Source organism: Nonomuraea sp. NPDC050022 (genome assembly GCF_044460705.1).
Classification (GTDB): Bacteria; Actinomycetota; Actinomycetes; order Streptosporangiales; family Streptosporangiaceae; genus Nonomuraea.
Window position 1 is genome coordinate 567,310 of sequence record NZ_JBITKE010000006.1, and the last position, 17,441, is coordinate 584,750.

Below are 17,441 nucleotides of genomic sequence, written 5' to 3' on the forward strand. Positions count from 1 at the left end.
GCGCATAGCCATCGGCGCCGTAGGCGCGCGCAAGCTCATCGCGCTTCGTCTCCGATCCCGGCAGCCGCCAGGAGTCAACCCGTGCGCGACTGGCAGCACGCCCGCGGCCCGCACGTGACGAAGATGCTGGCCACGGGCCGCTTCCCGGCCGTGGCCAAGTTCGTGCACGACGGCATGGACGTGGACGCCGAGACGTCCTTCGCGACCGGCCTCGACTGGGTGCTTGACGCCGTGGCCGCCAAGCTCGACCGGCCGCCGGCGTGACGTTCGAGATCTTCAGGGACGGCCCGCGACGTCTGCGCCTCAGCGTACGGTGATGACCAGCTTGCCCGTCGTGCGGCCCGTCTCCCCCTGAGCGTGGGCCCGGGCGCCCTCAGCGAGGGGGAAGGTGCCGGAGACGTGCGCGCGGAGCCTGCCCCAGGCGGCGAGGTCGGCGATGGCGCGCATCCCCGCCTGGTCGTGCTCGACGATCAGGGTGACCGCGCGCACCCCCGCTTTCTCGGCCGCGGCGCGGGTGTCCTCGGCGCCCCGCAGCAGGGAGACGAGGACGCCGCCGGGGCGGAGCACGTCCACGGAACGGGTGGTGGTCTCCCCGCCGAGCGCGTCGAGGACGACGTCGTAGCGCTCCTCGGTGCCGGCGAAGTCCTCGACGCGGTAGTCGACGCAGGCGTCCGCGCCGAGCTCGCGCAGGAAGTCGTGCTTGGGGGCGCTGGCCGTACCGGTGACGTGCGCGCCGCGCTCCTTGGCGATCTGCACGGCGAGATGACCGACGCCGCCGGCCGCCGCGTGGATCAGCACCCGCTGCCCGGCCCGCAGGCCCGCCGTCTCGACGAGGGCCTGCCAGGCGGTGAGCGCGGCGAGCGGCAGGGCGGCCGCCTGGACGTGGTCGATCTCCGCGGGCTTGGCGGCGAAGGCGCGGGCGGGGCCGGCCACGTACTCGGCGTGGGAGCCCGCCCCGTGCGGGTAGGGCAACATGCCGAACACCTCGTCGCCGGGCTGGAAGAGCGTGACACCCGGGCCGGTCTCCACCACGGTGCCGGAGACGTCCCAGCCGAGGGTCAGCGGCGGGGGCGGCAGGAAAATACTCATGGCGCGGTGCTTGAAATCCGTGGGGTTGAGCCCCGCCGCGTGCACGGCCACGAGGATCTCCCCGACACCGGGCACGGGCCGCGGAACCTCGGTCAGCCGCAGCACCTCCGGGCCGCCGAGGGCCGTCTGGTGCAGGGCGAGCATGGTGGGGGCAGCACTGCTGTACGTCGTCGTCATGCCTCGATCCTGGCCGTACGGTCGCGCCCGGGTCGATGGCAAGAAGGTCAGCATCCGATACATTCATGCCATGCCTGCCGATCCTTCCACCCGTCCCGCACCTCAGCGGCTCCGTGAGCTCGCCTGCCGCGCGGCCGCGCTGGCCCCGCCCCCGCGACCCGATGCCCACAAGGTCGTCGTCCTCGCTCTCGACGGCGTCTACCCCTTCGAGCTCGGCATCCCGCACCGGGTGCTGGGCTCCGCCGACGGCCGCTACGAGGTGCTGTCGGCGAGCGTGGACGGGCAGCCGGTGCGTACCGATGCCGACCTGACGATCGTCCCCGGGTACGGTCCCGAGGTGCTGGCCGAGGCGGACACGGTGATCATCCCTCCGTGCGCGATCTCCGTGACCTCGCCCACCGCCCCGGACCAGCAGGCTCTCGCCGCCCTGTCGCGCGTTCGCCCCGGCACCCGCCTGGTGTCCATCTGCACCGGCGCCTTCCTGCTGGCCGCCGCCGGTCTCCTGGACGGGCGCCGGGCCACCACCCACTGGGCGCTCACCGAGATCTTCCAGGAGCTGTTCCCCCGGGTCGAGCTGGACGCCGGGGTGCTCTTCGTCGACCACGGCGACGTGCTGACCTCCGCGGGGGCGGCGAGCGGCGTCGACGTCTGCCTGCACCTGGTGCGCCAGGACCACGGCAGCGAGGTCGCCAACCAGGTCGCCCGCCAGTGCGTCGTGCCGCCGTACCGGGACGGCGGGCAGGCGCAGTACATCGAGCGGCCGCTGCCGCCGGCGAGCGAAGCCGGCACCGGGCCGACCCGCGACTGGGCGCTGCGGCGGCTGGAGCTGCCCCTGTCGCTGGACGAGCTGGCCGCGCACGCTTCGATGAGCACCCGTACCTTCGCCCGGCGCTTCCGGCAGGAGACCGGTCTGAGCCCGGGCCGCTGGCTGACCCAGCAGCGGCTGCGGCGGGCGCGGCACCTGCTGGAGTCCAGCGACCTGCCGGTGGAGCGGGTCGCCCACGAGGTCGGCTTCGCCACCGCCACCTCACTGCGGCGGCATTTGGCGGCGGAGGCGGGGGTCGTCCCGTCGGCGTACCGGCGCACCTTCCGCGCCTCGGGTCCGGCCGGTAGCGGCCGGTCAACCTGACCCGGCGCTTCCCGGCGCCTCGGGTGCGGCCGGGAGCGGCCGGTGAATCCGGCTCCTTGGGTGCAGCCGGTGAACCTGGCCGGTGCTTCCCCGCCAGCCCGTTCACGGGCCGGGCAGCGCGATCACGCCCGCCTGCGGTAGTGGTACCAGCCGGGGTCCGGTGCGGGCCGGGGTGACCAGCGCGCACCGAGGAGCGCGGCGAGATCGGTCGCGTCGATCCCGGCCGGGCCGACACCGAGGCGGCGCGGGGCGGCGGCCCGTACCAGCAGATCGGCGCCGGGTGCAGCGAGCGTCTCGACCGTGGCGGCCCATCCGGGCCGCCGCCGGGATGGGATGCCGTGCAGGCAGCCGTTGTCGAGCACCAGCGTGACGGGGCCGCCGAGCCGGCCGCCGGGGTCGACGCTCGCCGGGTCCGTGACGTCGGCCGTCCGCCACGTCACCGACGCGCCCGGATCGAGACGCCGCGCCGCCGCCACCGCGGGCGCGGCGTAGTCCACGGCGGTGACCGTCCAGCCGCGCGCGGCCAGGGCGCGGGCCTGCCTGCCGGTGCCGCAGCCGAGGTCGACCGTGTGATCCATGCCGCCTCGCACGTCGGCCCCGCCGGTATCCTGCCCCGGGCGGGCACGCTGGGATACGACATCGTGGCCAGTTCGAGCGCCGTCGTCGAGGCGTGCCTGGCGGCCGACGTCCCGCTGTGCGTCTTCAGCTCGGCGGAGGTCTACGGCCGCAGCGGCGTCCTGGACGAACGGGACCCCCTCCGGGTGCCCACGGCCTACAACGCCAGGATCGAGTACGGGGTCGCCAAGGCCATGGTCGAGGCGATGACGGTCAACAGCATGGCCCGGGGGCTGCGGGCGGTGGTGATCCGCCCGTTCAACGTCGCCGGGCAGCGGCAGTCGCGCGCCGGGGGTTTCGTGATGCCCACCTTCGTGCAGCAGGCGCTCGCCGGGCGGCCCCTGACCGTCTTCGGCGACGGGAAGCAGGTGCGGGCGTTCACGGCCGCCGACGACCTCACCCATTTCGTCCTCGACTACATGGACGCCGCGATCGACGCCGGCGAGCCGATCATCAACATCGGCAACCCCGCCAATCGCACGATGATCGGCAGGCCCGCGGAGCGGGTACGCGACCTGCTCGGCAGCGACTCGCCCATCACGCACACCGACGGACGGCGCCTGCACGGCGACGCCTACGCCGAGGCGGAGTCGTTCGAGAAGATGCCGGCGCTGCGCGCGGCGACCACCCTGGGGTGGAAGCCGTCGGTCAACCTGGACGAGCTCATCAGGACCACGGCGGACTACTACGAGACCCGCGAGGACGTCAGGGGGCGCTATGCGCCGCTTTGACCGTGTTCTGCTGGTCTCGCCGCACGCCGATGACGAGGTGCTCGGCTGCGGTGGCCTCCTCGCCAGGCTGGCGGACGACGGCTGCGACGTTCACGTGCTCTACCTCGCCGTCGACGGCATGAGCCACTACGGCCTCGCGGGCCCGACGACGTTCCCGCAGCGCACGGCCGAGATCGAGAAGGTGAGCGAGCTGCTCGGGTTCGGCTACGAGATCGCCTACGGGGATCGCCAGCTCACCGAGCGCCTGGACACCGTCGGCCTGCGCGAGCTGGTGGACCTGCTACAGGAGCGGATGGACCGGCTCCGTCCCGACCTGCTGCTGCTGCCCAGCGGCGACGACTACGACCAGGACCACGCGGCCACCTTCCGGGCCGGGTTCGCGGCGGCCAGGCCGATCGGCGGCCAGTTCGGCAAGTGGCTGGTCCCGCACGTCATGGCGTACGAGATGACCATCTGTCCCCTTCTCCAGTCGATGTCGCCGAGTTGCATGGCGGCGACCTCACAGACACGCAGTCCCAGCCGGGACAGCGCGGTCAAAATCGCGAAGTCGCGGCGGCCGAGAGCGGTGTCGCGATCACAACTGGCCAGCAGCAGATCGGCTTGCCCAGGTTGCAACCGCCCGGGCAGAGAACTCAGCCTGCGGTTGGCAACGGTGGGCACCGCCGTAGCCAGGTCCCGATTGATCCGGCCGGTCACGAACAAGAAGCGCAGCAGCGACCGCAACGCGGTCACCATGCTCTTGGCGTCGGGGACGCTACGCAGTCCTGCCTGGTCGAGCACGAACTGGGAGACCTGGGCCGCCGACAGCCGGTCCAGCCCGCCGTCCAACGGGCTGGACAGCAGCGTCAGGAAGGTGCGGACAGCGATCAGGTAGCGGCGGATGGAGACCTTGGCCAGCCCACGCTCATGCACGAGAAACTGCCGATACTCCCGCACCAGCATTGCCACGTCAGGGCGGAGGTCCAGCGGCACCGGCTCCGGCGGCGGCACCACGCCGATCTGCCGGAGATGAACCAGTAGCGGTGCAAGCCCTCGCCTGCTGCGGAACTTGCGGTACTCGCCCCGTCGGTCTCTCAGAAACCGGTCGGCGACCTCCTCGGTCAAGTCTTCCGGCCGCAGCCGACGCTCGTCGAGCCAGCGGCTGAGATGCGCCATCAGCTGGACCAGTTCGCACGCCGGGTGCGCCGCATAGCTCTGCTGCTGCAACGCTCCACAGAAACCGGCCGCGTACGCCCCCAGCGACTCTGGCACCACTACTCGTAACGGATCACGTACGTACATGAATGTCCTCCCCTCTGAGCTCCACCCACTCAGACAGAGGCCCCGGCAGAACAGGACACGAAGACACCGAATTATCCCGACCGGGCCATCCGCCACCCCACCTCGACAGCGTCAGCTCGGGATAACCCCGATCGCGGAATAATATGAGACTCTACCCGCCAGTTCCCAAGCCGTGATTCACATCGCGTCGATCAACAATTTGATCAAGCGTATAACGGACGAGACCACTTCAACCTGGCGAGGCACCTACTAGAACATAAGCCGCAATCTACTCAAATCAAACGCCCTCTCACATCACGGCTTCCCCTTCCGCGACGCTCCCATCCTGCTGACTCATATCGCGAGGCGCCGCTCGCAGAGCAGGCCGTCGATACGGGGGGTCAGCAGGTCCTGGGCGGGCACGGTCCCGCTTCGAGCCCACCGACCTCACCCCGCCGTGGATCGAAGTCGAGCACCCGCTCGAGTCCCTCAGAGGGCTGGCCGAGGAGATCAGGGCCTGACACTGCAAACGCTCCTACTACTCACCAGCAAAATCAGCGCTGAGCTCGCGGCGCTGCCGGTACCTTTCGACCATGGCGTCCGACGATGCCGTCCGGCAGCTCAAGGGCAGCAAGGGCCGCGTGCTGGACCGCCGTGTTCAACGAGCCGTTGCGGGTCCGGTGCACGTGGGCGGCGGCGTCCACCACCTCGCGCGGCCCGGTCAGGTAGCCCACCCGCCAGCCGGTCATCGCGTACGTCTTGGAGAACGTCTGTACGTACACCGTGCGGTCGCGCAGCGATTCGACCTCCAGCGCCGAGGTCATCACATGCCCCGGGTAAACCAGCCGGTGGTACGCCTCGTCGCTGACGACCAGGATGCCAGAGCCGTCAAGGAGATCCCCGAGGGCCTTGAGCTCCTGCTCGCAGTGCACGATACCGGTCGGGTTCGACGGATTCGAGAAAATCAACATTGCGGCGCCGGGAAGGGCCTCGGCCAAGGCGTCGAGGTCCCAGTGCAGGTCCGGGGCGAGCGGAACGAAGTCCACGGTCCCCCCGGCCAGGACGACCAGGTCGGCGTAGAGCGAGTAGGCGGGCTCGGGGATGACCACGCGGTCGCCGGGGCCGATCATCGCGAGCGCAACGGCCGCCAGCGCGGCCGTTGCGCCGTGGGTGACCAGGATGTCGTCCGTGGTCCAGGTCCGGCCGGGGCACCCTGGCAACCTCGCGGCGAGCGCGGCGCGCAGCTCCGGCAGGCCCTTCTGGTCGGCGTAGTGGGTGTGTCCCGCGCGCAGGGCGGCCGCGGCGGCCTCGATCACGGGCGGCGGCGTCGGGAAGTCCGGCTCGCCCATGGCGAGGGAGACGGCTCCCGGAGGGGCCGGGGTCAGGGCCGGGCGCCGTGATTGGCGGCGTAGTTCCCCCCCATCCGGAACGCCGGCGGCACGGTGGTCGTCGGACCGGTCATCGGCTCACCGCCGTATGCCCGAAGCGCGCGGCGAGGATGCACCGCCGGAGCACCTCCTCCTTCTCGACGATCCCGTCGACCGCGTCCACGACCTCCTTCACGCGGTGGCGTGGGATGACGACGACGCCGTCGGCGTCACCGACGAGCACGTCACCGGCCCCGCCACCACCACGCCGCCGACCGCCACCGGGACGCCGATGGTGCCAGGCCCGTCCTTGAAAGGCCCAGCGGGGGTGACCGCCCGCGCGTAAACGGTCAGGCCCACCGCCGACAGCGCCCGGACGTCGCGGACGGCGCCATCGACCACCGCGTCGGCCACCCCGGCGTTCACCATGAACTCGCCGATGAGGTCGCCGATCAGTCAGAAGTCAACCCCCGAGAGACTTCCAGGCGAGACCACTTAGGCCCAGTTTGACACCCTTCAGGCAGACGGAGGGTGCGGCCGGTTGCTGGAGGACAACGGTAGGCGACGCCGGCGCGACCCTTGCGGCTGAGCATAGGCAGCAGCATTCCGGTCCACGCATGTGTCAGACCGGATCCCGGCCCTGGCCGCCGACCCTCGACAGGGCGTCTTCGACCACGTCGCGGAGTTGTGCGCGGGCGGTGATGCCCAGTTTGGGGAACACCCGGTAGAGGTGGGAGCCGACCGTGCGCGGCGAGAGGTACATTCTCTCTCCGATCTCACGGTTCGTCAGGCCGCGGGCCGCAAGCTGGACGATCTGCTGCTGCTGGGGACTGAGCTCAGTGAGAGCGCCGGGCGCCACACTGTCGGCGGCCTCGATGCCGGCGGCGCGCAGTTCCGCCTTCGCCCGCTCCATCCATGGCCGAGCGCCGAGCCGCTGGAAGGTGTCGAGTGCCATGGTCAGCAGCGGGCGGGCCTCGGCGATGCGACGCTGCCGCCTGAGCCACTCACCGTAGTCCAGCCGTGTCTGTGCCCGCTCGAACGGCCACTGCTCCCCCGCATCGTCCGCCAGCGCCGCCTGGAAGTACGGTTCCGCGTGGTCCCGTTCGGCGAGCAGGGCGCGGCCTCGGTTGAGCAGTGCGGTGATCCGTACCGACATGCCGGTACCCAGGCGCCACGCCGATCGCTCCAGCAGGTCGGCGGGGTCCTCCCGCCGCCCCAGGCGGACGGCCGCCGCGGCGAGTTCGGCCAGGACGGTGTAGGAGACGTGATAGTGAACCGGATCGCCGTCGCCGGTGAAGGCGGAGCGGAACTGCGCGTACGCGGTGTCGTAGTCGCCCTCGGCCACGGCCGCCAGGCCCAGGGCCCGGCGTGCGAAGACCACGATGGAGCGGCTCTCCATCGGGTCGACGAGGGCCAGTGCCCGCTCGGCACCGTGTCGCGCGTCGCCAGTCTCGCCGAGCAGCGCGAGCGCCGTCGCGTCCAGCGCGTACGCACATGCCTCGGCGTGGTCCAGCCCGGCCGCTGACGCCACCGCCGAGATGTCGGCGGCCACCGAACGGGCCTCGGTCCATCGGCCCTGATCCAGGTAGGTCCAGCCGACGGCGGAGCCCAGGCCGTCCGGCAGCGAGCCACGGGCCTGCCACCGGTCGTACGCCTCGTCGAAGGTCCTGGCGGCCAGGGCGGTCTGGTCCAGGATCCACGCCACGATGGCGAGCGTGGTCAGACTGCCGGCGTCGTCCCTGGCCTCGGCGATGAGTCCGGGCAGCGCCGGAGCCAGGGAGGCCCCCGCGCCGTTGGGGTCGGAGACGGCCTGCACCCAGGCGCGCAAGGGGCCCCTGGCGGTGAGGTCCGGCACGGCGGAGAGCAGGCTCTCGATCCGTTGCCGCTGTGGCTCCTCGCCCGAGTAGTAGCGGACCACCGCGGCCGCGGCGAGCGCGTCCAGCACGCGGGGCGAGTGAACGGCCGCCGCCTCGTCGGCGACGCGGGTCAGCAGGGCGAAGGCCGCCGCATGAGGCCGGCGCAGGGACCTGAGCCGCCCGGTGGCCAGCGCGGCACTGCCGATCAGTGACGGGTCGTCACTGTGCTCGCGAACCTCGGCGGCCAGCCGTTCCACCCAGCCGAGCTGACCGGTGAGGACGGCCATGTCGGCGGCCTCGGTCAGCAGCCGCGCCTGGTCCGCGCGGCGCGGGCTCAGCTCCGCCGCGCGTTCCAGAGCGGCGGCGGCGGCCGCGTAGCCACCCCGGCGCCGTGCCCGGCCGGCCGTCTGCCGCAGGGCGGCCGACACCTCCTCGTCGGGACGCGTGGTCGCGGCGGCGAGGTGCCAGGCCCGGCGGTCGGGCTCCTCGCTCAGCTCCGCGAGAGCGAGATGCGCATGCCTGCGTTCCTCGAAGGAGGCGGCATGGTAGATGGCCGAGCGGATGAGCGGGTGGCGGAAGGAGATCCAGGGGGCGTCCTGGCGTACGAGACCGGCTCGCTCCGCGGGTTCCCACGCCTTGTCGCCGGCTTCGGGGAGTCCGCGAGAGGCCGTGGGCGCGTCCGTCGCGTCAGCGGCCGCGAGCAGCAGAAGGGGGCGACGGGTCGCCTCCGGCAGGAACCGCGCCTGCTCCGCGAAGATCCGCTCCAGTCGATCGGTGACGGGCAGCGGGCCCGCCACGCTGCCGCCGCCTGAAGGCCGGGTCGCGTCGGCGCGGGCGAGTTCGACCAGGGCCAGCGGGTTGCCGGCCGACTCCTGCAGGATCCGTACCCGGGTTCGGCCGGTGGGCGGCGCTGGCTGCCGGTCGAGCAGGCGATTCGCCTCCCCTCCGCTCAGCGGGCCGATCTCCAGGCGCTCGAATCCCTTGTCGAACCCGGGCACCGCAGCCTCGGCGCGTGCACCCAGCAGCAGCGTGACGGGTTCGCCGTCCATGCGCCTGGCCACGAAGGAGAGAACGTCCAGCGATGCCCGGTCGATCCACTGGGCGTCGTCGACCACCACGAGCAGCGGCGCCGGCTCCGCCAGGTCCGACAGCAAGGTGAGAACGGCCGATCCGGTGAGCACGCCGTCTGGGGCCTCGGTGCCCTGGTCCAGCCCCAGGACGGTCCGGAGCGCGGAGCGCTGCCACGGCGGCAGGCTGTCGAGCTCGCCGAGCACCGGGCGGACCAGTTGGTGGAGGCCCGCGAATCCCAGATGGGCCTCAGACTCGCTGCCGCCCGCTCGCAGCACCCGTCCGCCCTCGCGCCGCGCGTGACCGGCCGCGAAGTCGAGCAGCATGCTCTTGCCGGCACCGGGGTCGCCCGTGAGGATCAGGACTTCGCCGCGGGACCGGTCAGCGGCGATCCGCCGCATGATTTCCGCGGTCTCGGTTTCCCGGCCCACCATCGGCAGATCAAGATCGTCTGCCGAGCTCTTTCTCCGGGCACTTCTTCCGTTTTCCACGAACGCTCCAGAGATGTGCTCGAATGATCGCGCGGGGTCATCAACGCGTGCGGCGTCCGGGATATTCCGCCGTCCGATGCCCCTGCCAGCGGTTCTTCAGTCGAGTGACTGATACCGGCCCGCGCCCGTATTGCGGACGATGGTGAGCATCCGGCCGCGACCATCAGAAAGCGGCCTGTCACGGTCCTGGTGTTCCTTGCTCGCGAGGACACGCAGGCCGTGACCAGTGATTCCATCGGAGAGCGGAAATGAACAGCATCAATACTTCACGTTCCCTGAGCCGGCGCGGCTTTGTCGGAGCCGCGGCGGGCATCGGCGCCGCCGGGCTGCTGGGCCGGCCGACCACCGCCTCCGCCGCAGCCTCCGAGAGCCGGACCCGCGTCGAGACGATCGAGCTGGGCAAGGTCACCGTCACTCGTGTCATGGAGTACAGCGGACCCGTCGGCATGACCTCACGCCAGTTCTTCCCCGGAAGTCCGAAGGAACTGTGGGAGGAGAACGAGGACTGGCTGAGCCCGGACTTCTGGGAGCCGGGCACCGACATGGTCTACTCCGCTTTGCAGACCTGGGTCCTGCGCAGCGGGGGCAGGACGGTCCTGATCGACACCGGTGCCGGGAACGACAAGTTCCGTCCGTACGCCAAGCAGTGGCAGTACATGGACACGGGCTTCCTGCGCCGTCTGTCCCGCGCGGGAGTCAGGCCGGAGGACGTCGACGTCGTTGTCAACACCCACCTGCACAACGACCACGTCGGCTGGAACACCCGGCGCGAGGGCCGTGACTGGGTGCCCACCTTCCCCAACGCCACCTATCTGATCCCGAAGATCGAATTCGACTTCTGGAACCCCGCGGGCCCTGTGCGGCCGAAGTACTGGCAGGGTAACCAGAACGTCTGGGAGGACAGTGTGCTCCCGGTGCATGAGGCGGGCCTGGTGAAGCTGTGGGAGGGCTCGTACACCCTTGACTCCGGCCTGAAGCTGGACCTCGCCGCCGGACATACTCCCGGCTCGTCCGTAATCCGGCTGGAGTCGGGAAACGACAGAGCGGTGTTCATCGGCGACCTGCTCCACACCCCGCTGCAGCTCGAACACCCCGAGTTCAACAGTTGCTTCGAGGAGGACGAGAAGCAGGCGCTCGCGACCCGGCGCCGCGAACTGGAGTGGGCCGCCGATCACAAGGCCCTCATCCTGCCCGCGCACCTTCCCGGCCACGGCGCCGCAGAGGTGGCGCGCAGCGGCGGAAATTTCCGGATCAAGGAGTGGGCGGGGTTCAGCCGTAGCTGACCCGGCCGTCGGAGGACCTCTGTTCGCTCACGTAAGGATGTACGGAGACCGTCATGCGGGCAAGAAAGACGGCGTTGCTGTGGGAGCGCTTCGCCGCCGCCGACCCCGGGCTGATGCGGCTGGCCTCCGCGATGCGCGCCGTCCTTGGCGCCGCCGCGTCCCTGACCGTCCTGGCGGCCCTGGGGCAGTCCGGCACGGCGTTGCTGGCCGGCGGGTTCACCGCGATGGTGACCTCGCTGGCCATCAGCGATCTGCATTCGCGCAACCAGCTCATCACGCTGGGGATAGGGGCTCCGGTGTCCCTCGCGGCCCTGGCCGCTGGAGCCGTGCTGAGGCCGTACCCGGTCACGGCCGCAATCGTGTTCCTGCTGCTCATCTACCTCGCCGTCCGCGCCCGCCAGTACGGCGCCAGAGGGCAGGGCGTGGGCGTCTTCGGTTTCATGGGCTTCTTCCTGGCGCAGTTCGCCGGGGCACGAGCGAGCGAGCTGCCGGCGATGGGTGGGGCTGTAGTCGTCGCGTTCTGTGCGGTCGTGGCCGTTTTCTACGGCACGGGATTCATGACGTCGTCCCGTGTTCTCGCCCGCCTGCGGCGCACCTTCAACGCGCGACTGCGCGACGTCCTGCGAGACACGGCCGTCCTGCTCAGCACCGCGCAGGACACCGGCACGCTGAGCCTGTCGCTGGAGCGCCGTCTGGACCGGCTCCACGTGGCTGCGCTCCTGATCGGGGACTTTCTCGGTGAGCGCGCGGTCGGCGAGGCCACCGACGGCTGGATCCTGCGGCACGTCACACGCGCGGAGGTGGCCGCCCAGCGACTCGTCGTACTCGCCGTCCGCGCGGCTCGCACACCACGTGACGCACCCGCCCTGTTACCGGACTGTCTTCGGGAGATCGACGAACTGGCCGCGGCCATGCGCCTTCCCGGCCCGCGCGTCGTCTCCCCGACGAGGATCGGGGCGACTCCGTACGAGCCCGCCGCACCGCGGACCGCCGGGCGCTGCCGCGAGGCGGGCCCCGAAGGCCGGAGGCGGGGAACGACCCGGCAGGCCCTCCGGGTGACCGCCGCCTCCACGCTGTCCATCCTCGGTGGTCACCTGTTGTCACCCGACCACTGGTACTGGGCCGTCATGGCCACGTGGGTCGTGTTCATCAACACCGAGAGCACCGGCGAAGTCCTCCTGCAAAGCGCGCGCCGAGTGGCGGGCACAGTTCTCGGCGCGGTGTTCGGCTACGGCCTGGCCACCCTGGCCGGACCGTACGGCCCGCTGCTTCTGGTGCTGCTGCTGGCGTGCATGTTCGGGACCTTCTACACGCCGGCAGACGCCTACTGGGCGGTGACGTTCTTCATCACCGGCATGCTGAGCATGCTGCTCGCGCTGCTGGACACCTTCTCGACGACCGTGCTCGTCCTGCGCGTGCAGGAGACCGCGCTGGGAGTCGCCTGCGGCGTCCTCGCCACCGTGGTCGTGGCGCCCCTCACGGTCCGCCGGGCCGGCGACGAGGAACTAGTCCGCTTCCTGCTGGCCCTCAGCCGCCTGCTGGACGCGACGACGCGGAGCCCGAGCACCGGCACCACGACGAGCCTGATACGCGCGTCCCATGATCTCGACCGGGCGCTGGAGTCCTTCCGCAAAGCCTGTCTGCCGCTCACCCACCCGTTCAATCCCCAGCGCGGCCGTCGTGATCGAGCTCGCCACCTGCTGGAACGGCTGGAAGCCTGTGCCTACCACGCCCGGAACCTGGCCGTCGTGGCCGGGCGCCTCCCGCAGGACGACGAGTACGCCACCCGGGTCACCGCGGCGGCCGACCGCACGCAGGGGAGGGTGACGCGCCTGATCCGCCTCGCGCGACGCCGGCGGCGCACCGCCTCCCACCCGGAACGCCTCAAGATCGCCGGAGCGCTGTCGCTGCTCTCCGGTGAACGGCGTACGCGTCGCGGGCCACTGTCGCCGCAGGAGCGCCTGCTGCTCCATCTGAACCGTATCGACCTGATTCTGACGGCGCTCGCACGAGCCTTTGACCCGCCGGCGCCGCCTGCTGAGCGGGTCGGCACACCGCGTTGTGCCCAGATGCAGTCAGGTGACTCATACCGCTGTCCACCACGGCCGGCGCACCATGGATGAGCAGGCGTAACCCCCTGAGGACGGGGACGCCTCCGCCGGGGTCACAGCACCACCGGCACACCGCCCCGCAGGAGCGCGGCACCCCCTGAACCCGTCATGAGGGGCCGCTCAGCCATGCCGCGGCCGAGCACGCGGAACCGATCGAACTGGAGACAATCGTGGACACCATCACCCTGGGCGATGTCACGCTGACCCGGGTCTGGGAGTACTTCGGCCCTGTTGACATGACGCCTGAGGCGTTCTTCCCGAAGAGCCCGGCGCAGGCATGGGAGGCCCACCGTTCCTGGCTGGCGCCGCACTTCCTGAACGCCGAGACCCGGATCGTCAACTCGGCGATCCAGACCTGGGTGCTGCGCAGCGAGGGAAGAACCATCCTGGTCGACACCGGCGTCGGCAACCACAAGGATCGCCCGTACGCACCCGTGTGGAACCGGTTGGACACCGCCTTCCTGGACAATCTCGCCCGCGCCGGGGTCCGTCCTGAAGACGTCGACATCGTGATCAACACGCACCTGCACATCGACCACGTCGGCTGGAACACCTACCTTGATGGCCGGACCTGGGTGCCGACGTTCCCCAACGCCACCTATCTCATGTCCAAGACGGACTTCGACTTCTGGAACCCTGCCAACGACCACAAGCCCATGCTGGGCCGCGGTAACCAGAATGTCTTCGAGGACAGCGTCGCCCCCGTACACGAGGCCGGCCAGACCCAGCTCTGGGAGGGCAGCCACCGCATCGACGGCAATCTGCGCCTCGACCTCGCCCCTGGCCACACGCCGGGCTCGTCGGTGCTGACGCTGGAGTCCGGGCCGGACCGGGCGCTGTTCGTCGGCGACCTGCTGCACAGCCCGCTCCAGATCCACGAACCCGATTCCAACAGCTGCTTCTGCGAGGACCCCGCCGAAGCCCGCGCCACCCGCCACAAGCTCCTGGGCTGGGCGGTCGACAACAACGCCCTCGTCATTCCCGCGCACCTGGGCGGCCATGGTGCCGCTGAAGTCATCCGCGAGGGGGGCAAGTTCGCGATCAAGGGCTGGGCGCCCTTCGCCCCGTACACCGAGCAGTTCTGAGCCCCCGGAAAGGCACCACCGTGAATCACCGCCCTGACCCCGTCGTCGCCACCGCCCAGGGAGCCGTCCGTGGTCTGCGCCAAGGCGCGGCCCTCACCTTCCTGAACATCCCCTATGCCGCCCCACCTCGCGGCGCCGGCCGTTTCGCGCCGCCGCGGCCGCACGAGCCGTGGGAGGACGTGCGGGACGCCACGGCGCCGGGGCCCAACGCGCCGCAGTCCGAACGCAAGCTCGGCAGCGTGGATATGTCCCCCTATTTCGGCGCCGGTTGGAGCCGCGGGGAGGACTATCTCACGGTCAACATCTTCGCGCCCGCCGCCGGCGGTGCCGGGCTGCCGGTCATGGTGTTCGTCCACGGCGGCGGGTTCGTCGCCGGCTCGACGCGATCCACAATGTACGACGGCTCCGCGTTCGCCCGCAACGGCGTCGTCCTGGTCACTCTCAACTACCGGCTCGGCATCGCCGGGTTCCTCGACCTCCCCGGCGCGCCCGCCAACCGCGGCCTGCTCGACGTGGTCGCCGCGCTGCGCTGGGTCCAGGAGAACATCGCAGCCTTCGGCGGCGACCCGCACAACGTCACCCTCTTCGGCCAGTCGGCCGGGGCGACCATCGTCGGCGGCGTCCTGGCCACCTCCGATGCCGCGGGCCTGTTCCACCGGGCGATCGTGCAGAGCGGCAGCGGCCTGGGCGCGTTCAGCACCGAGCAGGCCGCCCGCGTCACCAAGGCGGCGGCCGAGGCCCTGGGCATTGAGCCCCACGCCGGCGCGTTCGCCGACGTCTCCGACGAACGCCTGGTCGAGGCCGCCTCCCGGCTCGCGGGCATCGATCTGCGGACCGACACCCACGGCGACCCGCTGATCGGACTCAGCCCGTTCAGCCTGGTCCTCGACACACAACCCGCCGCGTCCGTCGCCGTCGGCTTGAGCGCCGACGTTGACCTGCTCGTCGGCACCAACACCGAAGAGGGGAACCTCTACCTGGTCCCGGTGGGCAAGTACGCCACCTCGACCGCCTCCGACGTCGACGAGGCGGCGGCGCGCTCGCACCCGGATCCAGCACGGCTCGTCGAGGCATACCGCGAGTCGCGCCCCGAGGCGTCCTTCGCGGAACTGCGCTCCGCCATCATGGGCGACGCCCTGTTCGGCGCGGGCAGCCGCGCTCTGGCCGGCGCACACGCCGCCCATCCCGGGTCCGTCACCTACGCCTACGAGTTCGCCTGGCGCTCCCAGGCCCTGGACGGAGAGCTCGGCGCCACCCACGCGGTCGAGCTGCCCTTCGTCTTCGACCTCGCGGACCGGCCCGACCTGCACGGCCCCAACGCCCTGCTCGGTCCCGGCACGGCTCCCGCGGGCCTCGCCGCCCGCGTACACGAGACCTGGATCCGGTTCGCCAGGACCGGCGACCCCGGCTGGGATCCGTACGACGCCGAACGCGGAGCGACCATGCGCATCGACACCGAGTGGACCCAAATCGACGGCCCCCGCACCCGCGAACGCCAGGTCTGGAGCTGAGGAACATCATGACCAGAACCGTCATCAGCACCGAGAACGCCCCCATCCTGGGGGCCCCGCTGTCCCAGGGCATCCGCAAGGGCCCCATCCTTCAGGTCTCCGGGCAACTCCCCTTCGACCCGGACACCGGCGAGGTCGTCGGCGCCACAGTCGCCGATCAGACCGCACAGACCCTGCGCAACGTCGATGCCGTGCTCAAGGCGGCCGGCGCGGGCTGGGAGGACGTCGTCATGCTGCGCGTGTACCTCACAGAGCCCGCCCATCTGGCCGAGATGAACCAGGCGTACGCGGAGGCTGTCGGCGCGCCCTTCCCCGCCCGCACCACCGTGTACATGCGGCTTCCGCCGGGACTGCTCGTCGAGATCGACGCCCTGGCCGTGCTGGACGACTGATCACCATGGCCGGTCATCTGACACGGGCGTGCGCCGCCCTGAGGGTCGCGCCGGCGCACCTGCCCGACGCTCTGTGCGTACTTGCCGGACGACCGGCGCCTCCTCCTGGGCCCCATCCCGTACGCCGCATCCACGAGCGGGTCCTTCAGGCGGTGGGGTCGGTACCTCCGGGCGCGCTCCAGCCGGGCGATGTGTACGCGGCCACGGACGTACAGGCGGGTCTCCTGAACGCCGAGGTCCCGGCCCCCTCCGACACGGCGGCCCTCTGCATCCGGCGCACGGTCGACGGTGTCGGCCCGGCCGACCTGTGGAAGCTGGCCCGCGGCACCGCGATGACCCGGGACGACCTCCTACGGGGCGCCGCCGCAGTCCTGGCGCCGGGATACCTCGGCGCCGGAGATCCGTTGCGCGAACTCGCCGCGCACACCCTCGCGCAGGAGGTCGCCGAACGGTCCCCGTGCCACTGGGGCCGCGACCACACCGAGGTGGTACGAGCCGCGCTGTATCGGATTCTGGCTGACCTCGCGGACACCCTCCTGGAGGTGTCGGACTCCACCCCGACACCCCTGGACTGGACCGTTCACGACAGCGGCCGCCGGTACTGCGCCACCACGGCGGGGCGCGGGGTGACACACGACGTACTGGTCCGGACAGCTCGGAGCACTCCCCCGGCGGCGGCGCCCGTCTGGCATCGTCACCCCCCACGCCCCGCCTGGCTGTGGAGGATCACCGGCGGACCGGCCGGCCGCGGCTCCCGAAGTTGTGCCCCCTTCCCCTCCGCATTCGCGGCACAGCACGCCGCCGAGTGCGCGATCACCGCACTCACCGCCGGGAGATGCGGGCTGTGACCAGCGTCGGCACGTGGGACTGTGCCGGCCACCGCGCTGTGCCGTCGACAGGGCGTCCCGGCTTGGTGGGTGCCACGCGCTCGAGTCCGCGGGGAGGAGATGAGGACGGCGGGTACAGCCATGAGCCCGGCCAGGACGGTGTCCCGCTCGGAAACACGATTTCGTGCTCCGAGCTGGGGTTTAGTTGCGCTATCAGAGCGGCGGCTGCGACCATCGCAAGGTTGTTATCGCTGGTCTACCGGTTGGTGAGGTGCCTGTTCGGCCTGCTGATGGCAGGTCGCGAGTGCCAGTGCCGAAGATTTGGTGCGTGCCCCCGGCAGGATTCGAACCTGCGGCACCCGCTATTCAGGTGCGGGTGTTCTTGTATAAGCCGGGGGTCGCTCGGGCTGCTCGTGGCGCTATCAGCCCACAGATCTGCCGTCCTTTCT

15 protein-coding genes and 1 pseudogene are annotated in these 17,441 nt (G+C 71.1%); 11 read left to right on the plus strand and 5 right to left on the minus strand.

Translation table 11 applies throughout. The annotated features are described in order from the left end of the window. Window positions 1-81 precede the first annotated feature (81 nt). Window positions 82-264 carry a hypothetical protein gene (locus ACIBO2_RS28435; RefSeq protein ID WP_358553682.1) on the plus strand — a complete coding sequence of 61 codons (183 nt, stop codon included), beginning with the start codon at window positions 82-84 and terminating at the stop codon, window positions 262-264. Between the two features lie 39 nt (window positions 265-303). On the opposite strand, the gene ACIBO2_RS28440 is transcribed toward ACIBO2_RS28435, so the two are convergent. Beyond that, complete coding sequence (locus ACIBO2_RS28440; RefSeq protein WP_358553684.1) at window positions 304-1,266, minus strand: NADP-dependent oxidoreductase; 963 nt, start codon at window positions 1,264-1,266, stop codon at window positions 304-306. A 70-nt stretch (window positions 1,267-1,336) separates the two neighbouring features. Between ACIBO2_RS28440 and ACIBO2_RS28445 the strand changes: the two genes are divergently transcribed. Beyond that, on the plus strand, window positions 1,337-2,395 hold the full coding sequence (locus ACIBO2_RS28445) for a GlxA family transcriptional regulator (RefSeq protein WP_397300640.1): 1,059 nt from the start codon (window positions 1,337-1,339) through the stop codon (window positions 2,393-2,395). Window positions 2,396-2,517: 122 nt separating this feature from the next. On the opposite strand, the gene ACIBO2_RS28450 is transcribed toward ACIBO2_RS28445, so the two are convergent. After that, a complete protein-coding gene (locus ACIBO2_RS28450) occupies window positions 2,518-2,973 on the minus strand; it encodes a methyltransferase domain-containing protein (RefSeq protein WP_358553686.1) in 456 nt (151 codons plus the stop codon). Here ACIBO2_RS28450 and ACIBO2_RS28455 point away from each other — a divergent pair. The 3 genes and pseudogenes from ACIBO2_RS28455 to ACIBO2_RS28465 form a co-directional block, all read left to right on the plus strand. After that, a complete protein-coding gene (locus ACIBO2_RS28455; protein ID WP_397300644.1) occupies window positions 2,965-3,741 on the plus strand; it encodes an NAD-dependent epimerase/dehydratase family protein in 777 nt (258 codons plus the stop codon). The genes ACIBO2_RS28450 and ACIBO2_RS28455 overlap by 9 nt on opposite strands. Continuing rightward, complete coding sequence (locus tag ACIBO2_RS28460) at window positions 3,728-4,615, plus strand: PIG-L family deacetylase (RefSeq protein ID WP_358553690.1); 888 nt, start codon at window positions 3,728-3,730, stop codon at window positions 4,613-4,615. The genes ACIBO2_RS28455 and ACIBO2_RS28460 overlap by 14 nt, the downstream gene beginning before the upstream one ends. Window positions 4,616-5,164: 549 nt before the next feature. Continuing rightward, window positions 5,165-5,275 (plus strand): annotated as a pseudogene (locus ACIBO2_RS28465) (IS5/IS1182 family transposase); the annotation flags it as partial. A 280-nt stretch (window positions 5,276-5,555) separates the two neighbouring features. Here the strand turns inward: ACIBO2_RS28465 and ACIBO2_RS28470 are convergent. From ACIBO2_RS28470 to ACIBO2_RS28480, 3 genes are all read right to left on the minus strand, one after another. Then, complete coding sequence (locus ACIBO2_RS28470) at window positions 5,556-6,350, minus strand: aminotransferase class I/II-fold pyridoxal phosphate-dependent enzyme (protein ID WP_358553692.1); 795 nt, start codon at window positions 6,348-6,350, stop codon at window positions 5,556-5,558. A 210-nt stretch (window positions 6,351-6,560) separates the two neighbouring features. Beyond that, a complete protein-coding gene (locus ACIBO2_RS28475) occupies window positions 6,561-6,824 on the minus strand; it encodes a hypothetical protein (protein WP_349451446.1) in 264 nt (87 codons plus the stop codon). A 166-nt stretch (window positions 6,825-6,990) separates the two neighbouring features. Further along, window positions 6,991-9,726 carry an AAA family ATPase gene (locus tag ACIBO2_RS28480; RefSeq protein ID WP_358553694.1) on the minus strand — a complete coding sequence of 912 codons (2,736 nt, stop codon included), beginning with the start codon at window positions 9,724-9,726 and terminating at the stop codon, window positions 6,991-6,993. A 305-nt stretch (window positions 9,727-10,031) separates the two neighbouring features. Here ACIBO2_RS28480 and ACIBO2_RS28485 point away from each other — a divergent pair, with 305 nt between their 5' ends. The 6 genes from ACIBO2_RS28485 to ACIBO2_RS28510 all read left to right on the plus strand — a co-directional run bounded on the left by ACIBO2_RS28485 (window position 10,032) and on the right by ACIBO2_RS28510 (window position 17,013). Continuing rightward, window positions 10,032-11,066, plus strand: coding sequence for an MBL fold metallo-hydrolase (locus ACIBO2_RS28485; RefSeq protein WP_358553696.1), 1,035 nt, complete (start codon window positions 10,032-10,034; stop codon window positions 11,064-11,066). A gap of 53 nt (window positions 11,067-11,119) precedes the next feature. Then, a complete protein-coding gene (locus tag ACIBO2_RS28490; RefSeq protein ID WP_358553698.1) occupies window positions 11,120-13,189 on the plus strand; it encodes an FUSC family protein in 2,070 nt (689 codons plus the stop codon). Between the two features lie 158 nt (window positions 13,190-13,347). Further along, on the plus strand, window positions 13,348-14,262 hold the full coding sequence (locus ACIBO2_RS28495) for an MBL fold metallo-hydrolase (RefSeq protein ID WP_397300650.1): 915 nt from the start codon (window positions 13,348-13,350) through the stop codon (window positions 14,260-14,262). A 20-nt stretch (window positions 14,263-14,282) separates the two neighbouring features. Continuing rightward, complete coding sequence (locus ACIBO2_RS28500) at window positions 14,283-15,773, plus strand: carboxylesterase family protein (RefSeq protein WP_358553700.1); 1,491 nt, start codon at window positions 14,283-14,285, stop codon at window positions 15,771-15,773. A gap of 8 nt (window positions 15,774-15,781) precedes the next feature. Next, a complete protein-coding gene (locus ACIBO2_RS28505; RefSeq protein WP_358553702.1) occupies window positions 15,782-16,165 on the plus strand; it encodes a Rid family hydrolase in 384 nt (127 codons plus the stop codon). A gap of 152 nt (window positions 16,166-16,317) precedes the next feature. Beyond that, window positions 16,318-17,013, plus strand: coding sequence for a hypothetical protein (locus tag ACIBO2_RS28510; protein ID WP_358553704.1), 696 nt, complete (start codon window positions 16,318-16,320; stop codon window positions 17,011-17,013). Window positions 17,014-17,441 lie beyond the last annotated feature (428 nt).